This is a genomic window from Hwangdonia sp. (assembly GCF_048381975.1).
GTDB classification, from domain to species: Bacteria; Bacteroidota; Bacteroidia; order Flavobacteriales; family Flavobacteriaceae; genus Hwangdonia; species Hwangdonia seohaensis.
Genome location: NZ_JBLWYT010000002.1, coordinates 488,049 through 507,526 on the forward strand (window position 1 = coordinate 488,049; position 19,478 = coordinate 507,526).

The 19,478-nt window shown below is 37.1% G+C and carries 22 protein-coding genes; 11 read left to right on the forward strand and 11 right to left on the reverse strand.

The window, feature by feature from the left end:
* Positions 1-10: 10 nt before the first annotated feature.
* Genes ACN5J7_RS06005 through acs form a run of 4 tightly spaced genes read left to right on the forward strand, consistent with a single transcriptional unit; the run spans position 11 to position 6,231 of the window.
* Positions 11-1,330, forward strand: a complete 1,320-nt coding sequence (locus tag ACN5J7_RS06005; protein WP_311942146.1) for a sugar MFS transporter — start codon at positions 11-13, stop codon at positions 1,328-1,330.
* Between the two features lie 28 nt (positions 1,331-1,358).
* Complete coding sequence (locus ACN5J7_RS06010) at positions 1,359-2,336, forward strand: Gfo/Idh/MocA family protein (protein WP_418603195.1); 978 nt, start codon at positions 1,359-1,361, stop codon at positions 2,334-2,336.
* 17 nt (positions 2,337-2,353) lie between these two features.
* Positions 2,354-4,282: a glucosamine-6-phosphate deaminase gene (gene nagB / locus ACN5J7_RS06015; protein ID WP_418603196.1), complete on the forward strand. Its 1,929-nt coding sequence runs from the start codon at positions 2,354-2,356 to the stop codon at positions 4,280-4,282.
* Between the two features lie 41 nt (positions 4,283-4,323).
* On the forward strand, positions 4,324-6,231 hold the full coding sequence (gene acs, locus ACN5J7_RS06020; protein ID WP_418603197.1) for an acetate--CoA ligase: 1,908 nt from the start codon (positions 4,324-4,326) through the stop codon (positions 6,229-6,231).
* A gap of 102 nt (positions 6,232-6,333) precedes the next feature.
* Here acs and ACN5J7_RS06025 read toward each other — a convergent pair whose 3' ends face one another.
* The 7 genes from ACN5J7_RS06025 to ACN5J7_RS06055 are packed head-to-tail and all read right to left on the reverse strand — an operon-like array spanning position 6,334 to position 11,294.
* Positions 6,334-6,699 (reverse strand): DUF2200 domain-containing protein, encoded by a 366-nt coding sequence (locus tag ACN5J7_RS06025; RefSeq protein ID WP_418603198.1) that lies wholly within the window; start codon positions 6,697-6,699, stop codon positions 6,334-6,336.
* A gap of 37 nt (positions 6,700-6,736) precedes the next feature.
* Positions 6,737-7,087, reverse strand: coding sequence for a glyoxalase/bleomycin resistance/extradiol dioxygenase family protein (locus tag ACN5J7_RS06030; protein ID WP_418603199.1), 351 nt, complete (start codon positions 7,085-7,087; stop codon positions 6,737-6,739).
* Between the two features lie 51 nt (positions 7,088-7,138).
* Entirely contained in the window at positions 7,139-7,624 is a 486-nt protein-coding gene (locus ACN5J7_RS06035; RefSeq protein ID WP_418603200.1) for a DUF192 domain-containing protein, read from the reverse strand.
* 1 nt (position 7,625) lies between these two features.
* Positions 7,626-8,555, reverse strand: a complete 930-nt coding sequence (gene lgt / locus ACN5J7_RS06040; RefSeq protein ID WP_418603201.1) for a prolipoprotein diacylglyceryl transferase — start codon at positions 8,553-8,555, stop codon at positions 7,626-7,628.
* Between the two features lie 59 nt (positions 8,556-8,614).
* Complete coding sequence (locus tag ACN5J7_RS06045) at positions 8,615-9,730, reverse strand: peptidylprolyl isomerase (RefSeq protein WP_418603202.1); 1,116 nt, start codon at positions 9,728-9,730, stop codon at positions 8,615-8,617.
* A gap of 3 nt (positions 9,731-9,733) precedes the next feature.
* Positions 9,734-10,282 carry a gliding motility-associated peptidyl-prolyl isomerase GldI gene (gene gldI / locus ACN5J7_RS06050; RefSeq protein WP_311942175.1) on the reverse strand — a complete coding sequence of 183 codons (549 nt, stop codon included), beginning with the start codon at positions 10,280-10,282 and terminating at the stop codon, positions 9,734-9,736.
* The gene (locus ACN5J7_RS06055; protein ID WP_418603203.1) at positions 10,275-11,294 is read right to left on the reverse strand and encodes a DHH family phosphoesterase; all 1,020 of its coding nucleotides are present in this window, start codon (positions 11,292-11,294) and stop codon (positions 10,275-10,277) included. Before ACN5J7_RS06055 ends, gldI begins: the two co-directional genes overlap by 8 nt.
* Before the next feature lie 88 nt (positions 11,295-11,382).
* Between ACN5J7_RS06055 and ACN5J7_RS06060 the strand changes: the two genes are divergently transcribed.
* Positions 11,383-11,802: a nucleoside-diphosphate kinase gene (locus tag ACN5J7_RS06060; RefSeq protein WP_418603204.1), complete on the forward strand. Its 420-nt coding sequence runs from the start codon at positions 11,383-11,385 to the stop codon at positions 11,800-11,802.
* Positions 11,803-12,102: 300 nt separating this feature from the next.
* Here the strand turns inward: ACN5J7_RS06060 and ACN5J7_RS06065 are convergent, their stop codons facing one another.
* From ACN5J7_RS06065 to recF, 4 genes are all read right to left on the reverse strand, one after another.
* A complete protein-coding gene (locus tag ACN5J7_RS06065; protein ID WP_311942186.1) occupies positions 12,103-12,294 on the reverse strand; it encodes a cold-shock protein in 192 nt (63 codons plus the stop codon).
* Between the two features lie 109 nt (positions 12,295-12,403).
* Complete coding sequence (locus ACN5J7_RS06070) at positions 12,404-12,595, reverse strand: cold-shock protein (protein WP_034044451.1); 192 nt, start codon at positions 12,593-12,595, stop codon at positions 12,404-12,406.
* Between the two features lie 97 nt (positions 12,596-12,692).
* Positions 12,693-12,989 carry a DUF721 domain-containing protein gene (locus ACN5J7_RS06075; RefSeq protein WP_311942197.1) on the reverse strand — a complete coding sequence of 99 codons (297 nt, stop codon included), beginning with the start codon at positions 12,987-12,989 and terminating at the stop codon, positions 12,693-12,695.
* Positions 12,990-13,410: 421 nt separating this feature from the next.
* On the reverse strand, positions 13,411-14,490 hold the full coding sequence (gene recF / locus ACN5J7_RS06080; RefSeq protein WP_418603205.1) for a DNA replication/repair protein RecF: 1,080 nt from the start codon (positions 14,488-14,490) through the stop codon (positions 13,411-13,413).
* A 139-nt stretch (positions 14,491-14,629) separates the two neighbouring features.
* Between recF and ACN5J7_RS06085 the strand changes: the two genes are divergently transcribed.
* The 6 genes from ACN5J7_RS06085 (at position 14,630) to ACN5J7_RS06110 (ending at position 19,478) form a co-directional block, all read left to right on the forward strand.
* Positions 14,630-15,397, forward strand: coding sequence for a tetratricopeptide repeat protein (locus tag ACN5J7_RS06085; protein WP_418603206.1), 768 nt, complete (start codon positions 14,630-14,632; stop codon positions 15,395-15,397).
* A 10-nt stretch (positions 15,398-15,407) separates the two neighbouring features.
* Positions 15,408-15,893 (forward strand): 6,7-dimethyl-8-ribityllumazine synthase, encoded by a 486-nt coding sequence (gene ribH / locus ACN5J7_RS06090; protein ID WP_311942209.1) that lies wholly within the window; start codon positions 15,408-15,410, stop codon positions 15,891-15,893.
* 245 nt (positions 15,894-16,138) lie between these two features.
* Positions 16,139-16,369, forward strand: a complete 231-nt coding sequence (locus ACN5J7_RS06095) for a hypothetical protein (RefSeq protein ID WP_311942212.1) — start codon at positions 16,139-16,141, stop codon at positions 16,367-16,369.
* Positions 16,370-16,388: 19 nt separating this feature from the next.
* Positions 16,389-16,670 (forward strand): riboflavin synthase subunit beta, encoded by a 282-nt coding sequence (locus ACN5J7_RS06100; protein WP_311942215.1) that lies wholly within the window; start codon positions 16,389-16,391, stop codon positions 16,668-16,670.
* Between the two features lie 7 nt (positions 16,671-16,677).
* A complete protein-coding gene (gene mutL / locus ACN5J7_RS06105; RefSeq protein ID WP_418603207.1) occupies positions 16,678-18,528 on the forward strand; it encodes a DNA mismatch repair endonuclease MutL in 1,851 nt (616 codons plus the stop codon).
* Between the two features lie 107 nt (positions 18,529-18,635).
* Positions 18,636-19,478 (forward strand): rhomboid family intramembrane serine protease, encoded by an 843-nt coding sequence (locus ACN5J7_RS06110; protein WP_418603208.1) that lies wholly within the window; start codon positions 18,636-18,638, stop codon positions 19,476-19,478.

Below are 19,478 nucleotides of genomic sequence, written 5' to 3' on the forward strand. Positions count from 1 at the left end.
ACCAATAATTATGGAGCAAAACACAAAACCAAACAACACTTTAGTACCTATTATAATAATAGCGGGACTTTTCTTTATTTTTGGGTTCGTAACCTGGATTAACGGTGCTTTAATTCCATTTATGAAAACCATAAACGAATTAACCGAAGCGCAATCTTACTTAGTGGCCTCGGCATCGTACATATCGTTCGTGGTTATGGCCTTACCCGCATCCTATATTTTAACTAAAATTGGGTACAGAAAAGGGATGTCTCTTGGTTTAATTATTATGGGAATTGGTGCCTTGGTATTTATTCCGGCAGCAGAAGCCCGTACATATTGGGTGTTTTTGGTAGCTATTTTTATTCAAGGCATGGGAATGACTATTTTACAAACAGCAGCGAATCCATACATTACTATTTTAGGACCTATTGAAAGCGGTGCAAAACGTATTGCTATTATGGGTATTGCCAATAAAGTAGCGGGAGCCTTGGGGTCTTTAATATTTGGTGCTATTTTATTGTCTGGAATAGACGAAGTAAAAGAAAAGTTAGGAACCGTATCCGTTGAAGAAAAGGGACAATTATTGGATACTATGGCCGATAGTGTTTTTACACCGTATGTGGTTATGGCTGTGGTGTTATTTATTTTGGGTGTGTTGATTAGAAAAGCACCGTTACCACATGTTGAAGCCGATGAAGCAGATGAAACCGCAGTAGGAAAAAGCACTAAAACAAGTATCTTTCAATTTCCACATTTATGGTTGGGTGTTCTAGCATTGTTTGTTTATGTAGGTGCGGAAGTAATTGCCGGAGATACCATTATCGCTTATGGTATATCCTTAGGTTTTACTGGAGAAGAAGCTAAATTCTTTACCACTTATACATTAATGGCTATGGTAGCCACCTATGCCTTAGGGGTGTTTTTAATTCCAAAATATGTGAAGCAAAAAACAGCGTTAATAGCAAGTGCTATTTTGGGTATCATATTTAGTTTCTGTATTTTAAATACCACTGGAATTACATCGGTATTATTTGTAGCCGCTTTAGGTGTTGCAAACGCATTAGTTTGGCCTGCTATTTGGCCATTAACATTAGATGGTTTAGGAAAGTTTACAAAAACGGCTTCGGCCCTATTAATCATGGCAATTTCTGGTGGAGCTATAATTCCACCTTTATACGGTAGAATAGTTGATGCCAATAAACACGAATTAATTACTAGCGGTATTGCAGAAGCAGATGCCGCCGCAACAGCAGCAACAGACAGTTATTGGGTGTTAATTCCTTGTTATGCCATTATATTGTTTTTTGCTATTTGGGGACATAAAATTAAAAGTTGGACGTCAAAATAATATACTTTTAGATTGATTTTTGGGGAGCATGAGTAGAGTTTATAAATGGGGAATTATTGGATGCGGAAGCGTTACCGAGCTTAAAAGTGGACCAGCATACCAAAAGGTAGAGGGTTTCGAACTGCAAGCCGTAATGCGCAGAAATGTCGATAAGGCCAAGGATTATGCCAGTAGGCACAACGTTCCCAAGTTTTATGCAAATGCAGATGAATTGATTAACGACCCCGAAATTGATGCCATATATATTGCAACGCCACCAGACTCACATTGCTATTACGCATTGAAGGTTGCTAAGGCAGAAAAAATTTGCTGTATTGAAAAACCAATGGCACCAACCTTTGACGAGTGTTTATTGATAAATAAGGCTTTTGAAGCAAAAAAAACACCCTTATTTGTAGCCTATTATAGGCGATCGCTTCCTAGGTTTAAACAAGTTAAATCGTGGATTGAGAACAATAAAATTGGAGAGATAAGGCACATAAATTGGCATTTAAGTAAACCGGCAAACGCTATTGATATAGCCAAAACATACAATTGGCGTACCGATATAAAAATTGCAAAAGGAGGCTATTTTGATGATTTAGCATCCCATGGCATAGATTTATTTATGCACTTGTTGGGCGATATTACAAGTGCAGAAGGTATTGCCACAAATCAGCAAGGTTTGTACACCGCCATGGATGCCATTTCGGGAAGTTGGATGCACCAATCTGGTATCACCGGTTCTGGCAGTTGGAATTTTGGAACGGAAAAGAGAGAAGACCATGTTCAAATTTATGGCGAAAAAGGAAAAATTAGTTTTTCGGTTTTTGGTGAAGTGCCTGTAGAATTAGAGCACGGAGACCATAAAGAAAGTCTGTTTATTGAGAACCCTGAAAACATTCAATTGTTTCACGTTCAAAATATAAAAAACCATTTAACTGAAAATAAAACACATCCATCAACAGGGAAAACAGGAGCTCATACCACTTGGGTATTAGAAAATATATTAAAAAACAATAATTAAAACTTAAAACCAGAACAATGTTAGAAAGTAGTATAGACAAAGCAACAGGTTTCGAAAAAAGATTTGAAAATATTGGTACTGTAGTTTATGAAAATTCAGCTACGGCATCAAAAGCAGTTGCTACAGAAATAGCAAACCTTATTCGGGTAAAACAATCGCAAAAACAACCCTGTATTCTAGGTTTAGCCACAGGGTCTTCGCCAAAAGGGCTATATGCAGAATTGGTGCGTTTACACAAAGAAGAAGGTTTGAGTTTTAAAAACGTGGTATCATTCAATTTAGATGAATACTATCCTATGGAACCCGATTCGGTAAATAGTTATGTGCGTTTTATGAAAGAACAATTGTTCGACCATATAGATATATTGCCAGAAAACTGCTATATCCCAGATGGCACATTGCCCAAAGAAGAGATTAGGAGTTACTGTGACGAGTACGAAGCTAAAATAGAGGCGTTTGGCGGCATAGATTTGCAAATATTGGGTATTGGTGGAAACGGTCATATCGGGTTTAACGAATCCGGATCCCTGCAAAACTCCAAAACACGTTTGGTGGCTTTAGACCATATTACAAGAGTTGCGGCAAGTGGCGATTTTAAGGGTTTAGAGAATACACCAAGAACAGCCATTACCATAGGTGTTAAAAAAATCATGGAAGCCAAACGCGTGATTCTTTTAGCTTGGGGAGAACGAAAATCAAATATTATTAAAGCTTCAACTGAAGAGGAAGTTTCCAGTCGTGTTCCGGCATCTTATTTGCAAGAACACAACAACGCCACTTTTGTTTTAGATAAAGCAGCATCATCAAAACTAACAAGAATCAATACACCGTGGTTGGTTGAAAAAATTGTTTGGACCGATAGACTTATCAGAAAAGCCGTATTAAGTTTAGCACTTCATTTAAAGAAACCTATTTTAATGCTAACGGATGCAGATTATATTGAAAACGGTATGAGTGATTTGTTGGCCGATGCAGGACCAGCTTATGATATCAACATAAAAATATTCAATAAATTACAAAATACCATTACAGGTTGGCCAGGTGGAAAACCAGGTGCAGACGATAGCAAACGACCAGAACGTGCAGAACCTGCTAAAAAACGTGTTATCATTTTTAGTCCACATCCAGACGATGATATCATTAGTATGGGAGGAACCTTTAAAAGGTTGCACGAACAAGGTCATGAGGTGCACGTAGGTTATCAAACATCGGGTAATATTGCGGTTGCCGATGATGAAGCATTGCGTTTTGCAAGTTTTGTTTGCGATTACAATGAGAGATTTGGCATTGAAAGTACCGAAGCCGAAGATATTTATAAAAGAGCGGTTACTTTTCTGAAAAATAAAAAATCAAGTGAAATCGATACCGAAGAAGTTAGATATATAAAGGGATTAATTAGAAAAGGAGAAGCGCGAGCAACTTGTCATTTTGTAGGTATTCCAGATGAGCAAATCCATTTTATGGAATTACCGTTTTACGAAACAGGTACCATTGAAAAAAATCCGTTAGGTGAGGAAGATATTAAAATAACCATGGACCTAATCGAGAAAGTTAAACCACATCAAGTATATGCCGCAGGCGATTTGGCCGATCCACACGGGACACACAAAGTGTGTTTAGATGCCGTTTTTGCAGCCGTTAAAAACCTAAAACCTAAAAAATTCATGAAAGATTGTTGGGTATGGTTGTACCGAGGTGCATGGCAAGAATGGGGTATCGATGAAATAGAAATGGCTGTGCCAATGGGACCAGACCAGGTTCTTGAGAAAAGAAAAGGTATTTTTAAGCACCAATCGCAAAAAGATGGTGTGGTATTCCAAGGGTCTGATAGTAGAGAATTTTGGCAACGTGCCGAAGACCGAAACAGTGAAACAGCTGGTCTGTACGACGAGTTAGGTTTGGCACACTACGCGGCAATGGAAGCCTTTGTAAGATGGAAGTATTAATGTATATTTGAACTAAACACTAATAAAATCATTAAATAAGCATGAGTAATTACCATATAAAACACTTAGAAGAATACTATCAAGTTTATAGGAAATCTGTTCGCGAGCCCGAAAATTTTTGGGAAGAAGTAGCCGAAGAGCATTTTATGTGGCAAAAAAAATGGGATAACGTATTAAGTTGGGATTTTAACAAACCCGAAGTAAAATGGTATGAAGGCGCAGAGCTTAACATTACCGAAAATTGCATCGATAGGCATTTGGCAACACGAGGCGAAAAAACCGCTATTTTGTTCGAGCCCAACGACCCCAAAGAACCGGCAGAACATATTACTTACAAACAACTGCACGAGCGTGTTAACAAGTTTGCCAATGTATTAAAAAGCCAAGGCATTACCAAAGGTGATCGGGTTTGTATTTATTTACCTATGATTCCCGAGTTGGCCATATCCATTTTGGCCTGTGCCAGAATTGGCGCAATACATTCGGTAGTATTTGCTGGGTTTTCCGCTACAGCGTTATCAACAAGAATTAATGATAGCGACTGTAAAATGGTGGTAACTAGCGATGGTACTTATCGCGGTGCAAAAACCATTGATTTAAAAGGTATTGTAGACGAAGCCTTGGGAAGTTGCCCAGGCGTAAAAACCGTATTGGTTGCAAAACGAATTCACTCCGATATTCAAATGAAAGCGGGTCGCGATAAATGGTTACAGCCTTTGTTGGACGAAGCTTCCAACGCCTGCGAAATTGAAGTGATGAAAGCCGAAGACCCCTTGTTTATTTTATACACATCGGGCTCTACAGGCAAGCCTAAAGGCATGGTGCACACAACGGCAGGCTATATGGTCTATACGGCCTATACGTTTAAAAACGTGTTTCAATATAGAGAAAATGATGTGTATTGGTGTACGGCAGACATTGGTTGGATAACAGGGCATAGTTACATTGTTTACGGCCCATTGGCAAATGGCGCAACCACCTTAATGTTTGAAGGTGTACCAAGTTATCCGGATTTTGGTCGCTTTTGGGAAATTGTTGAAAAACACAAAGTGAATCAGTTTTATACGGCGCCAACAGCCATACGTGCTTTGGCTAAACAAGGTACCGAGGTTATAGAAAAACACGATTTATCATCTATTAAGGTGTTAGGGTCAGTGGGAGAGCCCATAAACGAAGAAGCGTGGCATTGGTACAATGATAACATCGGAAAAAAGAAAAGTCCCATAGTGGATACCTGGTGGCAAACCGAAACAGGTGGTATTATGATTACGCCAATTCCGTTTGTTACACCAACCAAACCCACGTATGCCACATTGCCATTTATTGGAATTCAACCTGCTTTAATGGATGAAGAAGGTGAAGAATTAAAAGCGAATCAAGTGGATGGACGACTGTGTATAAAGTTTCCGTGGCCAGCAATGGCGCGTACCATTTGGGGCAATCATCAGCGTTATAAAGACACTTATTTTACAGCCTATAAAAATAAATATTTTACAGGTGATGGCGCTTTGCGAGACGAAGTAGGCTATTACAGAATTACGGGTAGAGTAGATGATGTTATTATAGTATCTGGACACAACTTAGGAACCGCACCAATTGAAGATGCCGTAAACGAGCATCCCGCAGTAGCAGAATCGGCCATAGTTGGTTTCCCGCACGATGTTAAAGGAAACGCTTTATACGGCTATGTTATTTTAAAGGATGTAGGCGAAAGTCGAGACCAAGATAACTTACGTAAAGAAATCAATCAAATCATAACCGAGCATATCGGACCTATTGCAAAACTTGATAAAATTCAGTTTACTAGCGGTTTGCCAAAAACACGATCGGGGAAAATTATGCGACGAATCCTAAGAAAAATAGCCTGCAAAGAGACTGACAATTTAGGCGATACGTCTACATTGCTAAACCCAGAAGTGGTGAAAGATATTATGGATAATGTGTTGTAATTTAGTGTGATGGATTAAACCAAAGTACTTTAAATGAACAAAAAAACCAAAGTTAAAAACTTTGGTTTTTTTGTTTTGAACTGCATAGCAGTAAAGAATTGGCTATTCAGCTCTTAAAATCTTTTCCATCTTTCTGCCTCTTGCCAACTCGTCAACCAATTTGTCTAAATATCGAGTTTGCTTGGTTATGGGGTTTTCAATTTCTTCTATGCGATAGCCACAGATAACACCTTTTATAAGAGGTGCATTGGGGTTTAATTTTGCTCTGTTAAAGAAGGTTTCAAAAGTTACTTGTTCTTCAATGAGTTCTTCAAGTATTTTATCATTAAAACCCGTGAGCCACTCAATTACTTGATGCAACTCTTCTTTGGTTCTGCCTTTTTTTTCAACTTTTGAAATATAGTGCGGATAAACCGATGAAAATTTCATTTTTGCAACCCGTTCATTGTGTTCCGGTGTTGTTTTCATGCTGTCTTTATTATAAATTTAAACTTCTATAAAGCTATTATGCTACATCTTCAACAAAAAATATGGCGTTTTTATTCAAATCGTAAAAACCAAATTCATTGGTATTCCAATCGGTTTTAAGTCGTAATTTATCTTGGTTTACTGTGCCACGTTTTACAAATTCTTCAAAAAAGGATTTGATGCTTTTTACAAATATTTTAATAACCGAACCACCTAGTAATGGGTCGTCGTCCGTATCGGCATGCCACTGTAAATGCATATAGAGTTTATCTCGTTTCAAAACAGCATACATGCTGTCTTTGTGTACCAGTTCAAAACCTACATGCCTTAAGTACCAAGCAACATCTCTATCAATATTCTGCGAAGGTAAAACGGGAACAATTTGCATATTTTTAAGGCCTAAATCTCCTATAAATATACATATTTTTAAAAGAGTGGGTTAGTCAACAAAACTCATGCTATCTCCAACGGATAGCTTCCAAGTGTCAACCAAACCCGCATTAATCTCTAAAACATATTTTGCCGGTGCGTTTGATGGCAACGAACTTTCGTCAAAAGGTTTTGCGTTTTTTTGAAAACTTACAATAGTGTTGTTCCCGTCTATAAAAATTAAATCCAATGGAATTTTGGTGTTCTTCATGTAAAAAGAACGCTCTGTAACATCATCAAAAACAAACAACATGCCTTGGTTGTCTTCCATGGAATTGCGGTACATTAAACCGGTTTGGATGTCGTAATCGGTATCGGCAATTTCAATATCAATAAGCACTTTTGTAGAGTCCGTCGTGGTTTTAAATAGGGTGAGTTCGCCTTCTTTAGTAAAGCTAATCTCAGTTTGTTTTATAACTTTTTTGTCTTTTTTACAAGACGATATACTTATTGTAATTAGCAGAAATACAACTAATTTTAAATACTTAAATGACATGTTATTTAGTAGCTGTTTTTGGTTTGTAAATAAACATAAAATACAGCCCGATGAGTATAAACGGGATACTTAGCCATTGCCCTGTATTTAAGCCAAACCAGTTGATGTATTCATCGCCTTGTGGTTCTTTAAAGCGTTCGATAAAAAAACGAATCGTCCAAAGTAAAATTAAAAACAGTCCGAAAAGAAAACCCGTTTGTTCTTTTTTAGCGGTTTTCGAATAGAAATACCATAATATTAAAAACACAAAAACATAGCAAAATGCTTCGTACAATTGCGCGGGATGTCTGTAAGGGACCGCTTCCAACAACTCAGCAAATTGTGGATTATCGGTTACCGCTTCATAGGCTTTTTGCACATCTTTTATACCGGTAAGCTGTGTGATTTGACCCTTGTAATATTGATCTTGAATAAACCGAACACCCAAACTGGAATCGGTTACTTTTCCGATAATTTCGGAATTAATAAAATTTCCAATTCTGATAAAAACCGCACCGGATGCTACAGATATAACCACACGGTCTAAAATCCAAAGCAAAGATTTATAGTTGTATTTTTTACGATACAAATACATACCTATAATTATACCAACAGCGGCGCCATGGCTTGCAAGACCTTGAAAACCAGTAAACTCAAAGCCGCCTTTAAATTTAAAAGGCAGAAAAATACTGAAAAAATCTTCGGTTATCAATTCCGATTGATAAAACAAAACGTGCCCTAAACGCGCACCGAGCATGGTTGCTAAAACGGTGTAAATAAATAAGGGATCCAAATAGGTAAGCGACACCTTTTCCTTGGTAAAAATACGCTTCATAATATACCAACCGGCCACAAATGCAAAAACCCACATAAGGCTGTAAAAATGAAGTTTAAAATTGCCAACTATATCTATTCCCGTTACGGGGTTCCAATCAAATTTTAAAAAATACATAGGTTTTGTTTTTCGGCGTAAAGATAAGATTTGCTGTACGGTTTGAAACTCATTTGTTGTTATTTAACAATTTCCAAGATTTCAACTTCAAAAATGATATTGGATTTTGGCGGAATACCTCGGTTTCCCGATTCGCCATAAGCTAAATGATACGGAATAAATAAGGTCGCTTTATCGCCCACGTTTAATTGCTGCAAACCTTCCTTAAAGCCCGAAATCATTCGTGCGTCCGGACTTAAATCGGCAGTAATGGGTTCGTATTTATCGGCAAGCTTGCGTTTTTCGTTAACCACATCCAATGCTTCTGCGATTTTTAAACTGCTGGTTTCAAGCAGTTTTCCGTTTTCAAAATATACGGCATAATGTGTTAAAACCTTGTTGGTTTCGTTCAGCTTTTCTCCCTGCCCTTTTTCGGTAATGAAGTATTGCAGGCCCGAAGGTAAGGTAATGGCTTCGGTTTTCTGTTTGTTAAACTTTTCGTTGGTAGCTTTTAAAATGGCTTCGGCTTTTGCTGCTTTCTCTTTTTCCAAACGGTCTACTTCGGCAAAATGACTGACGAAAATCTTTGGAGCGTCAAATTTTTTGACGTCTTTCCCTTTTCTAATTATGTTCAACTCTTCAATAACCACATTTTTGATTGGTTTGTCTCTGGAGTCCACTTTTACATTCGAAATCGTGTCGAGCACATCCAATCCCAATACCAACTCGCCAAAAACACTATGGACATTATCTAAGTTTGGTTTAGGCACTTCGGTTATAAAAAACTGACTGCCGTTTGAATTTGGACCCGAATTGGCCATGGATAAAATTCCGAGTTTATCGTGTTTTAAATCCGGATGAAACTCATCGTTAAATTTATAACCCGGGTTTCCTCTGCCGTTGCCTAAAGGGTCGCCACCTTGAATCATAAAGTTATTTTTAACACGATGAAAAATGAGACCATTATAATATTTTTTTCCTTTGTAAATACTATCAACCATAGTGTTTGTGCCTTCTGCCAACGATACAAAATTGGCCACCGTTACGGGTACTTTTTGGTGGTCTAATTTGGCCACCATAACACCTTTTGTGGTAATAAATTCAGCATACATACCATCTTCAAGATCTGGGTATTGTGCTTTGCAGGATGTTAAGCTTATTAAAAGAGCTAAACCTAGAAATTTAATAATTCGCATGATTTAATTGGATTGATTTTGGGAAATAGAATTAACGGTAACTTCGCAAATTATAGGCGTATTGCTACCTATTTTATTTTGGTCGCCATAGTAACCAAAAGCTTTTTGCGAAGGAAATATAAAGGTAACGGTTTCTCCAGATTTCATAAGCTTTAAGCCTTCACGCAGGCCAGTAAACAATTCTTCCTGATCCATGGCGTAGGTTTGTGTTTTAACGTCAGCTTTTGAATAAATAAGCCCACCATTTAAGTCCTTAATATTGTAATTGTAGTTTATAATATCACCAAATTTTGGTGTGCTTAAGCTGTCTGTTTCTGTTTTTATGTTGTAGTAATACCAAAAACCACTTTCTGAAGCGATATAATCATTGTCCTTTTTAAGCGCCATAATTTTTTCGATACTTGCTTGCTCTTTGGCGTTTAATTTTTTATTTCGATTAACGGAAGCATCAATAAAAGAGCCTGTTTTAACCGAAATGGGTTTACGGGCTTCGGGCGTTTTGCAGCTACATAAAAACAGTAGCGAAAGTAGTATGGTTGTATATTTAATCATCGTTTAGGGCTTTTTTATAACGAGGCAATATACTAATAAATTTTTCTACGGTATCCTTTAAACTCAATTCACTACGGCCACCAGCGGCATTTGTATGACCACCACCGTTAAAATGTGCACGAGAAAACTCGTTTACGGAAAAGCTCCCTTTCGAGCGTAACGATATCTTTATGATGCCTTCTTTTTTGTCTTCAATAAAAATAGCGGCAAAAACAATGTTGTCTAACGATAAGCCGTAATTCACAACACCTTCGGTATCTCCTTTTTTATAATTAAACTGATTTAATTCGTCTTGAGACAGCGTAATATAAGCCGTTCGCGCTTCCGGAATCACTTTTAAATTACTTAACGCACAACCTAAAAGTTGTAATCTTTCGTAACTATTGGTATCATAAATGTTGTTGTGAATCTCGGCATTATTCGCCCCTTTATCAATGAGATTTGCAATGATTCGATGCGTTTCACTGGTGGTGGAAGGAAACCTAAACGACCCCGTATCGGTCATAATCCCAACATAAATACAGGTGGCAATATTTGCATCAATCGCATTGGTGTCTCCCAACATATCTATAAAATGATAAATCATCTCACAGGTAGAACTCATGTGTACATCCGAGAAAATAAAAGCAGCATAATCATCAGGTGATTGATGGTGGTCAATCATAATTTTCATGGCTTTACTTTCGGTTAAAACCGTTTCCATATTCCCGGTTCTATGGAATGCGTTAAAATCCAAAGTAAAAATAATATCGGCGACATTAATCAACGTTTCACAAGCTTCGGTTTCAGAATCGTGTTTTAAAATATGGTCGCTTCCGGGTATCCATTTTAAAAAATCCGGATAATCGTTGGGCACCATAGCCGTTACGGTATGATTGTGTTTTTTAAGGTAATGATATAAAGCCAATGTAGAGCCAATAGCATCTCCGTCGGGGTTTTTATGTGGTACTATTACTATGTTTTTTGGCGTATCCAGTAGTTGTTTTACGCTTTTAATGTCTGCTTTCGTCATAGGTAGCGAATATACAATTTTTTAAAATTTGACAGACTTGTTTTTAATTAGAAATACATTACTTTTGCACAAAATTTAAAATAATCAAATGGCAACAAATAGAACATTTACTATGCTTAAGCCAGATGCTGTTGAAAAAGGACACATTGGCGCAATATTAGAAAAAATTTCAGCTTCAGGATTTAGAATTGTAGCAATGAAATTAACACAGATGACCAAGGCCGATGCTGAGACCTTTTACGGAATACATAACGAACGTCCGTTTTTTGGTGAATTGGTTGAATATATGACACGTGGCCCAATTGTAGCGGCAATTTTAGAAAAAGACAATGCTGTTGAAGATTTTAGAACCTTGATAGGGGCTACAAATCCTGCTGATGCAGCCGATGGAACCATACGTAAAATGTTTGCCGATTCTATAAGCGAAAATGCCGTACACGGTAGCGATAGTGATGAGAATGCTGCTATTGAAAGCGCTTTTCATTTCTCGGGAAGAGAGATGTTTTAAATCATTGTTGTCCGTTAAAAGACATAAGACTGCTTCGCTTTTAGAACCAAGAACCGAGACTAGATTCTAACTAACTGGCAAAAGGTATTAACTTAAATGATAAAATTTCTTCTTTATCTCATTTAAATTGTTTCTAAAAAGCAAGGCATCATTTTAAAAACCTTGTAGGTATGAAATTAAAAATCCCGCAACCAAGTTGCGGGATTTTTTGTTTTAAAAAGTATAGTTTCCCGTTTTTACGGGAACGACAAATTTATTAGAACATCTGAGATAAAAAATCTCAGATTGTCTTTTTTTAAACTAAACTACTTTTACGTTTACGGCATTTAACCCTTTTCGGCCTTCCTCTAAATCAAATTCTACCAAGTCGCCTTCGCGAATTTCATCGATTAATCCAGAAATGTGGACAAAATGCTCTGTGTTTGAACCTTCTTCAATTATAAATCCGAATCCTTTCGAATCGTTGAAGAATTTTACTGTTCCTTTACTCATTGTTTTTTAAATATTAAATTAATTACCAATAAGTATGCAAACATAATGCCATAAAAAAAGCCTATCATTTAAATGATAGGCCTTTGTTGTAATTGTTAAAAGTATATTCTTAGATTACTTTTACGTTTACGGCGTTTAATCCTTTTCTACCTTCTTGTAGATCGAATTCTACTGCATCACCTTCACGAATTTCATCGATAAGTCCTGAAATGTGTACGAAATGTTCTTTGTTGTTGTCATCTTCAGTGATGAATCCAAATCCTTTTGAATCGTTGAAGAATTTTACGGTACCTTTACTCATTGTATTTGTATTAAAATAATTAAGCTACAAAGGTAATACAAAATATAACAAGTTGTTTGTTTTATTTTAAAAAATTATTTAAAATTTAAAAGGATAATTATCTTAAAACCAGTTTTTTAATAATGTTTTTGCCCAATTCCTCATTAAGCATATCAATTATTTTTTGTTTACCATAGCTTAATTCCTCCCTTAAAACGCTAGAGCTTAGTTGTACAAAAAGGGTGTCGCGCTCCAAATTTACGGTTGTGGTATAGTTGTTTACGCCGTTGCCCATAAGTTTAACCCAAGCATCGGCAACATTAACTTTGTTCAGCCCTTTTTCAAGTCTGTTGGTTTCCACAAATTCCTTTAAGGCATCTTGTATGCTAATATGTTCGTTGTTGCGTTTTGCCATAAAGCGGTGTTTTTATATTATAATTTTTTGGGCGTTACCTTTGCCTTTCCACTGCGCTCAAGGCGGCAGGTCGGGCTTTCCGCTATATCTTTTTAAACATCATTGCGAGGACGAAGGACGTGGTAATCGGCCAAATTTTAGTTTGCCACCATGTTCTTTCTCAATCAAGTTTAAAAAGGATGCCGCTGCAATCCCTAACGCGCTTGTTTGCTATCTTTTTTACAAGTTAAACTTGTTTTGTTTTTGTAATGGTTCGTTTAATGCAAAGATAAAGTTCCGTTTTAATGAACTTTATCGGTTGTTAAACGAAGTACGGCAATTTTTTTTACAAAATCAAGTAATAATCGAAATTGATATTACATTTTTATAGCTTAAGCCATATATAAAAACATTCGTGAATTCGTGGCAAAAGACATTAACCTTACAACCTAAAAATCTCATAACTTTGGTGCACCTGTTTTACCGCTTCTTCGGTGCGTTCGGCATGGGTGTCGCTAATAAAAAGTTGTCCGAAATTTTCATCGTCAACCAATTTAATAATTTGTGCGACACGCTGTTCGTCCAATTTATCAAAAATATCATCCAACAGCAAAATGGGGTTCACGCCACTTTGTGCTTTTATAAAATCGAACTGCGCCAATTTTAAAGCAATTAAAAACGATTTTTGCTGCCCTTGGCTCCCGAATTTTTTAATGGGATGGCCATCAATATTAAACAACAAATCGTCTTTGTGCACGCCAACACTGGTGTATTGCAAGGCTTTGTCTTTATTAATGGCGTTTTTTAAAAGCGTGTTTAAATTGTTGTCAAACAAATCGCTGTGGTAAACCAAATCTACGGCTTCGTTACCATTGCTTATCGCCTTGTAACGTGCCTTAAAAATAGGGATAAAGGTTTTTAAAAAAGCATGTCTTTTTTCAAAAACATGGGTTCCAAACTCGGTTAGCTGTTCGTTGTAAATGTCTAAAGTGTCTTTGTTAAAAGTGTGGTTTAGCGCAAAATATTTTAACAAAGCATTGCGCTGATCCAAAATTTTGCCGTACTTAATTAAATGCGACAAATAGGTTTTATCGCTTTGCGAAATTACCGTGTCAATAAATTTTCGCCTCGTGCTACTGCCTTCTGTAATTAAATCCCTATCGGCGGGCGAAATAATCACCAAAGGCAAAAAGCCAATATGCTCGCTAAATTTATCGTAGGCTTTTCCGTTGCGTTTTATCACTTTTTTTTGTCCGCGTTTTAAGCTAATGGCAACTTTTTCGGTTTTCCCCTCTTTTTCGTAATCGCCGTTAATCACAAAAAAAGCTTCGTCGTGTTTTATATTTTGGGTGGCCACCGGATTAAAATAACTTTTTCCGAAGGACAAATGGTAAATGGCATCTAAAACGTTGGTTTTCCCAATGCCGTTATTGCCAACAATACAGTTGATTTTGGCATTGAAGGCAAACGATTTGCTATCAAAATTTTTATAATTAAGTAACGAAAGTGATTTTAAAATCATACAAAAAGTAACCTATAAAATGTTAAGAAGTTGCGGTGCTTTAAAAGGAAGCGCAAATTATTGAAAAATATCAAATAAATACCCTTTTAGTTATGAAGAAATATTATATTTTTGCGGCGCATTAAAATAGAACGAATACATGGCGACTTACAAGAAAAAATATAAAGCAAAGAATAAAGCAGAAAAAGAGCAAAACATAGGAGAAGGCTCAACTACGGCCGAAGTTTTTAACACCCTTGACGAAACAGCATCAAAAACCGAAGCCTTTGTTGCGAAGAATCAAAAATACATTTTTATCATCATCGGGCTTGTGGCTGCGGTGGTTCTAGGCTCTTTGGCCTATAAAGAATATGTTGCAAAACCAAAGCAATTAAATGCGATGAACGATATGTTCCAGGCTCAAAAATACTTTGACCAAGCGGTAAACGGTGTTGCAAAAGACTCGTTGTTCAATTTGGCATTACATGGCGGCGAAGGTAAATTTGGTATGTTGGATATTATTTCTGAATACAGCGGTACGCCATCGGCTAATTTAGCGAGCTATTACGCGGGAACGGCTTATTTAAAGTTGAAGGATTATAAGAATGCCGTGGAGCATTTGAGCAACTTTAAAAGTGATGACGAGATTTTAGCGGCTTTGGCCAAAGGGAATATTGGTGATGCTTTTGTGCAATTGGAGCAAAAGGAAGATGCTTTAAGCTATTACGAGCAGGCAGCCAAATTGCGCAACAACCAATACACCACGCCTATGTATTTGCATAAGGCTGGAATTATTGCTTTGGAATTAGGAAAAGCCGATAAGGCCTTGGCGTATTTTAAAACCATTAAAAACGATTATCCTACCTCTACCGAAGCGGCAAATGTTGACGTGTTTATAGGAAAAGCGCAGGTGTTGGCAAATAAATAATATACATATAATGGCAACGGAAAACAAAAATTTATCCGATTACGATAAGGCAACAATCCCAAACGCGAGTAAATTTCGGTTTGGGATTGTTGTTTCTGAGTGGAACGATACCATTACCGAAGGCTTGTATAAAGGGGCACACGACACCCTAATTGAAAATGGCGTTTTGCCTAACAACATCGTACGTTGGAATGTACCTGGAAGTTTCGAGCTTATTTACGGCGCCAAAAAAATGCAAGAGCAAATGGTAAATGCCGTAATTGCTATTGGTAGTGTTATTCAAGGTGAAACCAAGCATTTCGATTTTGTTTGCGAAGCCGTTTCACAAGGCATAAAAGATTTAAACGTAAGGCGCGAAACTCCAGTTATTTTCTGTGTGCTTACCGATAATAACATGCAACAGGCTATTGAACGCTCAGGTGGAAAACACGGTAACAAAGGCACCGAAGCTGCTGTGGCGGCTATAAAAATGGCGCAACTACGTAAAAATAGTTAAGCTTTTTTTAAAATTCCAATATCTAAAAATCAATTTCCAAAAAGCATCCGCATAAAATTTATTGCTCGATTTGTGATTTAGGTTTTTTTTTGAAATCTAAGTTTTGGAATCTAGCCTTTTGGGATTTGGGATTTATTTTTTTGGAATTTGGAATCTACGCAGAGCGTTTTGTTAACAATTTTTGGCATTTCAACTTCACTTTTCTGCCTATTTTTAAGTACTTTTGAGGTATATATCACTTTATTTTGTTTAAGCAACGAAAACATAAAACCTTTAATTATCAACCTCGGTTCTCCAAAGAAAACAAAGCCGATTCTGATGTAGAGGAGCCTTCAACAAAAGACTTTGTTTCCAAATGGAAACGAGAACGAAGCACAAAAACCAAAATGGGTTTGAGCATGTCCATACGAACGCTCATCTTGGTTTTGGTATTATTATTGATTTGTATGTATATATTGGATTCTAAATTCAAGTAACTTCAAAACTTTAGAGATTATGGGACTTTTAAAATTGCGCAAAAACAAAAAATACAACTATACACCGCGTTATTATGATGACAAAGGTGAAGGCAATCCGTATGAAATCAAACATAAATTTGATGAGTACAGAACAACGGTTGGTAGTAATTCCGGACTTAAAACAAAATTCAACAATGCTTTAGAAGATTATAAAAAACCAGATAGAGCAGCTAACAGACGTATTTTAATTATTGTAGCTATTCTTGTTTTGGTTTTCCTTTTTATCATCGATTTCGATTTATCTATTTTCTTTTCTTAATAAATATATGTCAGACATCATTCAGCTTTTACCAGACCATGTTGCTAACCAAATAGCTGCTGGAGAAGTTGTACAACGACCGGCCTCGGTAGTTAAAGAGCTATTGGAAAACGCTATTGACGCAGGCGCTGCAACCATTAAACTTATTGTAAAAGACGCTGGCAAAACCCTTATTCAAGTTATTGACGATGGCAAGGGCATGAGCACCACCGATGCGCGTTTGAGTTTCGAGCGTCATGCCACATCAAAAATCAGGACTGCCGACGATTTATTCCAACTGCACACCAAGGGGTTTCGTGGCGAGGCTTTAGCAAGTATTGCCGCCATTGCCCATGTGGAGCTAAAAACCAAACAAGATGAAGACGATGTTGGCAACGCCATTGTTATTGAAGGTAGCAATGTGGTGTCCCAAGAGGTTGTGGTTACCCCAAAAGGCACATCAATTTCTGTAAAAAATCTGTTTTTCAATATTCCGGCACGACGGAATTTTTTAAAGTCGAATACCGTTGAATTACGCCATATTATTGACGAGTTCCATCGGGTGGCCTTAGCGCATCCCAACATAAGTTTTGCCATGTATAACAACGGAAGTGAAACCTTTAACTTACCCATTAGCAATTACAGGCAGCGCATTGTAAATATTTTCGGGACTAAAACCAATGAAAAATTAGTGCCCGTTGATGAAGACACCGAAGTTCTTAAAATTTCGGGGTTTGTTGGTAAACCCGAATACGCTAAAAAAACCAGGGGCGAGCAGTATTTTTTTGTAAACGACCGATTTATAAAAAGCGCCTATTTAAATCATGCTATAGCTTCGGCGTTTGATGGTTTGTTAAAAAACGGTACACATCCCAGTTATTTTTTAAATTTAAAAGTCGATCCGCAAACTATCGATATCAATATACATCCCACAAAAACAGAGATAAAATTTGATGACGAACACACCCTGTATGCCTTATTGCGGTCGGCGGTAAAACACAGTTTGGGGCAGTTTAATATCGCACCTGTTTTAGATTTTGATAGGGACTCCAACCTCGATACGCCCTATAATTACATCAAAAAAAACACAAGCTCGCCAACCATTGAGGTCGATAGAAGCTTTAATCCGTTTCAAGAAGAAACACAATCTAAAGCCCGAGCCGTAGCGTACAAAAAAGAACCCGTTGCCAGTTGGGAGAATCTTTATGTGGGATTGGAGTCGAAAGGCACAAAAACGCAGCAGGATTTTAGCGAGGTTCATTTTGAAAGTGAAGAATCAACAGGATCTATATTTAGTGAAGATAAGCAAGTCGATAAAATCCAAACCACCTATCAGCTTCATAATAAATACATAGTGAGCACCATTAAATCGGGTATGTTGGTTATCGATCAGCATCGAGCGCATCAACGTATTTTATATGAAGATTTCCTAAAAAACATGACGATTAAAGAAGCCGTAAGTCAGCAATTGTTATTTCCGCTTCAGCTTCATTTTTCAGTACAGGATATTGAGATTATAAATCAGCTAAAAGAAGATTTAGAACATACAGGTTTTATATTTTCCGGCGTTAGTAAAGAGTCGGTTCAAATTATTGGTGTTCCCGTAAGTGTACCGGAAAGCGAGGTGTCCATTATTTTAGAGCAGCTTATTAGCGACGTGGAAAACGAGGTGCCCGACACCCATTTTAGTGCCACCGATTTACTGGCAAAGTCTATGGCCAAAAGTTTAGCTATTAAAACCGGGCAATCATTACAAAAAGACGAGCAGGAACATTTGGTAAACCGTTTGTTTGCCTGTAAAGAGCCTAATGTGTCGCCCACTAACCGAACAACATTTGTAACCATGAGTGTTGACGAGTTGGATAAAAAATTTATATAAATTAAGACAGAAGACAGAAGATTGATGAATTTTTATTGAAATGTCACACTGAGCGCAGTCGAAGTGCTGTTGAAACGTCTTAAAATTATTAAAAGAAGATTAAAATTATGATGAGAATTTCAGATACCGTTAAGCATTTATTAATCATTAATGTATTGATGTTTATTGGTACTTTATTTATTGGGAATGGAATTTTGTTTTACGATTTGTTCGCGATGCATTTCCCTGCCAACGAAGCTTTTCAGCCATGGCAAATCATAACACACATGTTTATGCACGGTGGTGCGGATTTAAACAATTTAAGTTTGATGCATATTTTATTTAATATGTTCGCTTTGTGGATGTTCGGCACACCGGTAGAGCAAGTATTAGGAAGCAAAAGATTCTTGTTTATTTATATTTCTGCGGGATTGGGTGCTGTGGCATTGCAAGTAGGCTATTATTATTTCGATTATTATTCTGCGTTAAGTGGCATTGCGGATTTGAATATGAATAGTGATATGATTCGTAAAATTGTTTCCATTGATGCCACTGAAGGGCAGTATATAAAAGGCGAAATATTAAGTAGGGAGATGATGCCGATTTTATCTGAATATAATTTTAACGCAAACTTAATTAATAACGATGCCTTCAAATCGTTGTTCGATATGAATGTTATTGCAAGAAACACTATGGTTGGCGCCTCTGGTTGTATTATGGGCATACTCGCCGCATTTGGAATGATGAATCCCAATGCCGAACTCATGCTTATCTTTTTACCCATTCCTATTAAAGCGAAATTCTTTATTCCCGGTATTATTATTTTAGATTTGATTTCGGGTATTACAGGGCAATCGTTTTTTAGCCCAAGTAATACTGCACATTTTGCCCACGTAGGTGGCGCATTAACAGGCTTTTTAATTATGTGGTATTGGAAAAAAACACAGTTTAACAGAAACCGTTGGAATTAA

Excerpts from the sequence above, each read along its gene's own strand:
- ACN5J7_RS06110 (WP_418603208.1), top strand. The coding sequence starts at position 18,636 with ATGATGAGAATTTCAGATACCGTTAAGCATTTATTAATCATTAATGTA.
- ACN5J7_RS06065 (WP_311942186.1), bottom strand. The coding sequence starts at position 12,294 with ATGAGTAAAGGAACAGTAAAATTCTTCAACGATTCGAAAGGATTCGGA.
- ACN5J7_RS06070 (WP_034044451.1), bottom strand. The coding sequence starts at position 12,595 with ATGAGTAAAGGTACCGTAAAATTCTTCAACGATTCAAAAGGATTTGGA.
- ACN5J7_RS06025 (WP_418603198.1), bottom strand. The coding sequence starts at position 6,699 with ATGAAAACAACACCGGAACACAATGAACGGGTTGCAAAAATGAAATTT.
- ACN5J7_RS06030 (WP_418603199.1), bottom strand. The coding sequence starts at position 7,087 with ATGCAAATTGTTCCCGTTTTACCTTCGCAGAATATTGATAGAGATGTT.
- ACN5J7_RS06060 (WP_418603204.1), top strand. The coding sequence starts at position 11,383 with ATGGCAACAAATAGAACATTTACTATGCTTAAGCCAGATGCTGTTGAA.
- ACN5J7_RS06055 (WP_418603203.1), bottom strand. The coding sequence starts at position 11,294 with ATGACGAAAGCAGACATTAAAAGCGTAAAACAACTACTGGATACGCCA.
- gldI (WP_311942175.1), bottom strand. The coding sequence starts at position 10,282 with ATGATTAAATATACAACCATACTACTTTCGCTACTGTTTTTATGTAGC.
- nagB (WP_418603196.1), top strand. The coding sequence starts at position 2,354 with ATGTTAGAAAGTAGTATAGACAAAGCAACAGGTTTCGAAAAAAGATTT.
- ACN5J7_RS06100 (WP_311942215.1), top strand. The coding sequence starts at position 16,389 with ATGGGACTTTTAAAATTGCGCAAAAACAAAAAATACAACTATACACCG.
- lgt (WP_418603201.1), bottom strand. The coding sequence starts at position 8,555 with ATGTATTTTTTAAAATTTGATTGGAACCCCGTAACGGGAATAGATATA.
- ACN5J7_RS06035 (WP_418603200.1), bottom strand. The coding sequence starts at position 7,624 with ATGTCATTTAAGTATTTAAAATTAGTTGTATTTCTGCTAATTACAATA.
- ACN5J7_RS06085 (WP_418603206.1), top strand. The coding sequence starts at position 14,630 with ATGGCGACTTACAAGAAAAAATATAAAGCAAAGAATAAAGCAGAAAAA.
- ACN5J7_RS06075 (WP_311942197.1), bottom strand. The coding sequence starts at position 12,989 with ATGGCAAAACGCAACAACGAACATATTAGCATACAAGATGCCTTAAAG.
- ACN5J7_RS06010 (WP_418603195.1), top strand. The coding sequence starts at position 1,359 with ATGAGTAGAGTTTATAAATGGGGAATTATTGGATGCGGAAGCGTTACC.
- ACN5J7_RS06005 (WP_311942146.1), top strand. The coding sequence starts at position 11 with ATGGAGCAAAACACAAAACCAAACAACACTTTAGTACCTATTATAATA.
- recF (WP_418603205.1), bottom strand. The coding sequence starts at position 14,490 with ATGATTTTAAAATCACTTTCGTTACTTAATTATAAAAATTTTGATAGC.
- ribH (WP_311942209.1), top strand. The coding sequence starts at position 15,408 with ATGGCAACGGAAAACAAAAATTTATCCGATTACGATAAGGCAACAATC.
- mutL (WP_418603207.1), top strand. The coding sequence starts at position 16,678 with ATGTCAGACATCATTCAGCTTTTACCAGACCATGTTGCTAACCAAATA.
- acs (WP_418603197.1), top strand. The coding sequence starts at position 4,324 with ATGAGTAATTACCATATAAAACACTTAGAAGAATACTATCAAGTTTAT.
- ACN5J7_RS06045 (WP_418603202.1), bottom strand. The coding sequence starts at position 9,730 with ATGCGAATTATTAAATTTCTAGGTTTAGCTCTTTTAATAAGCTTAACA.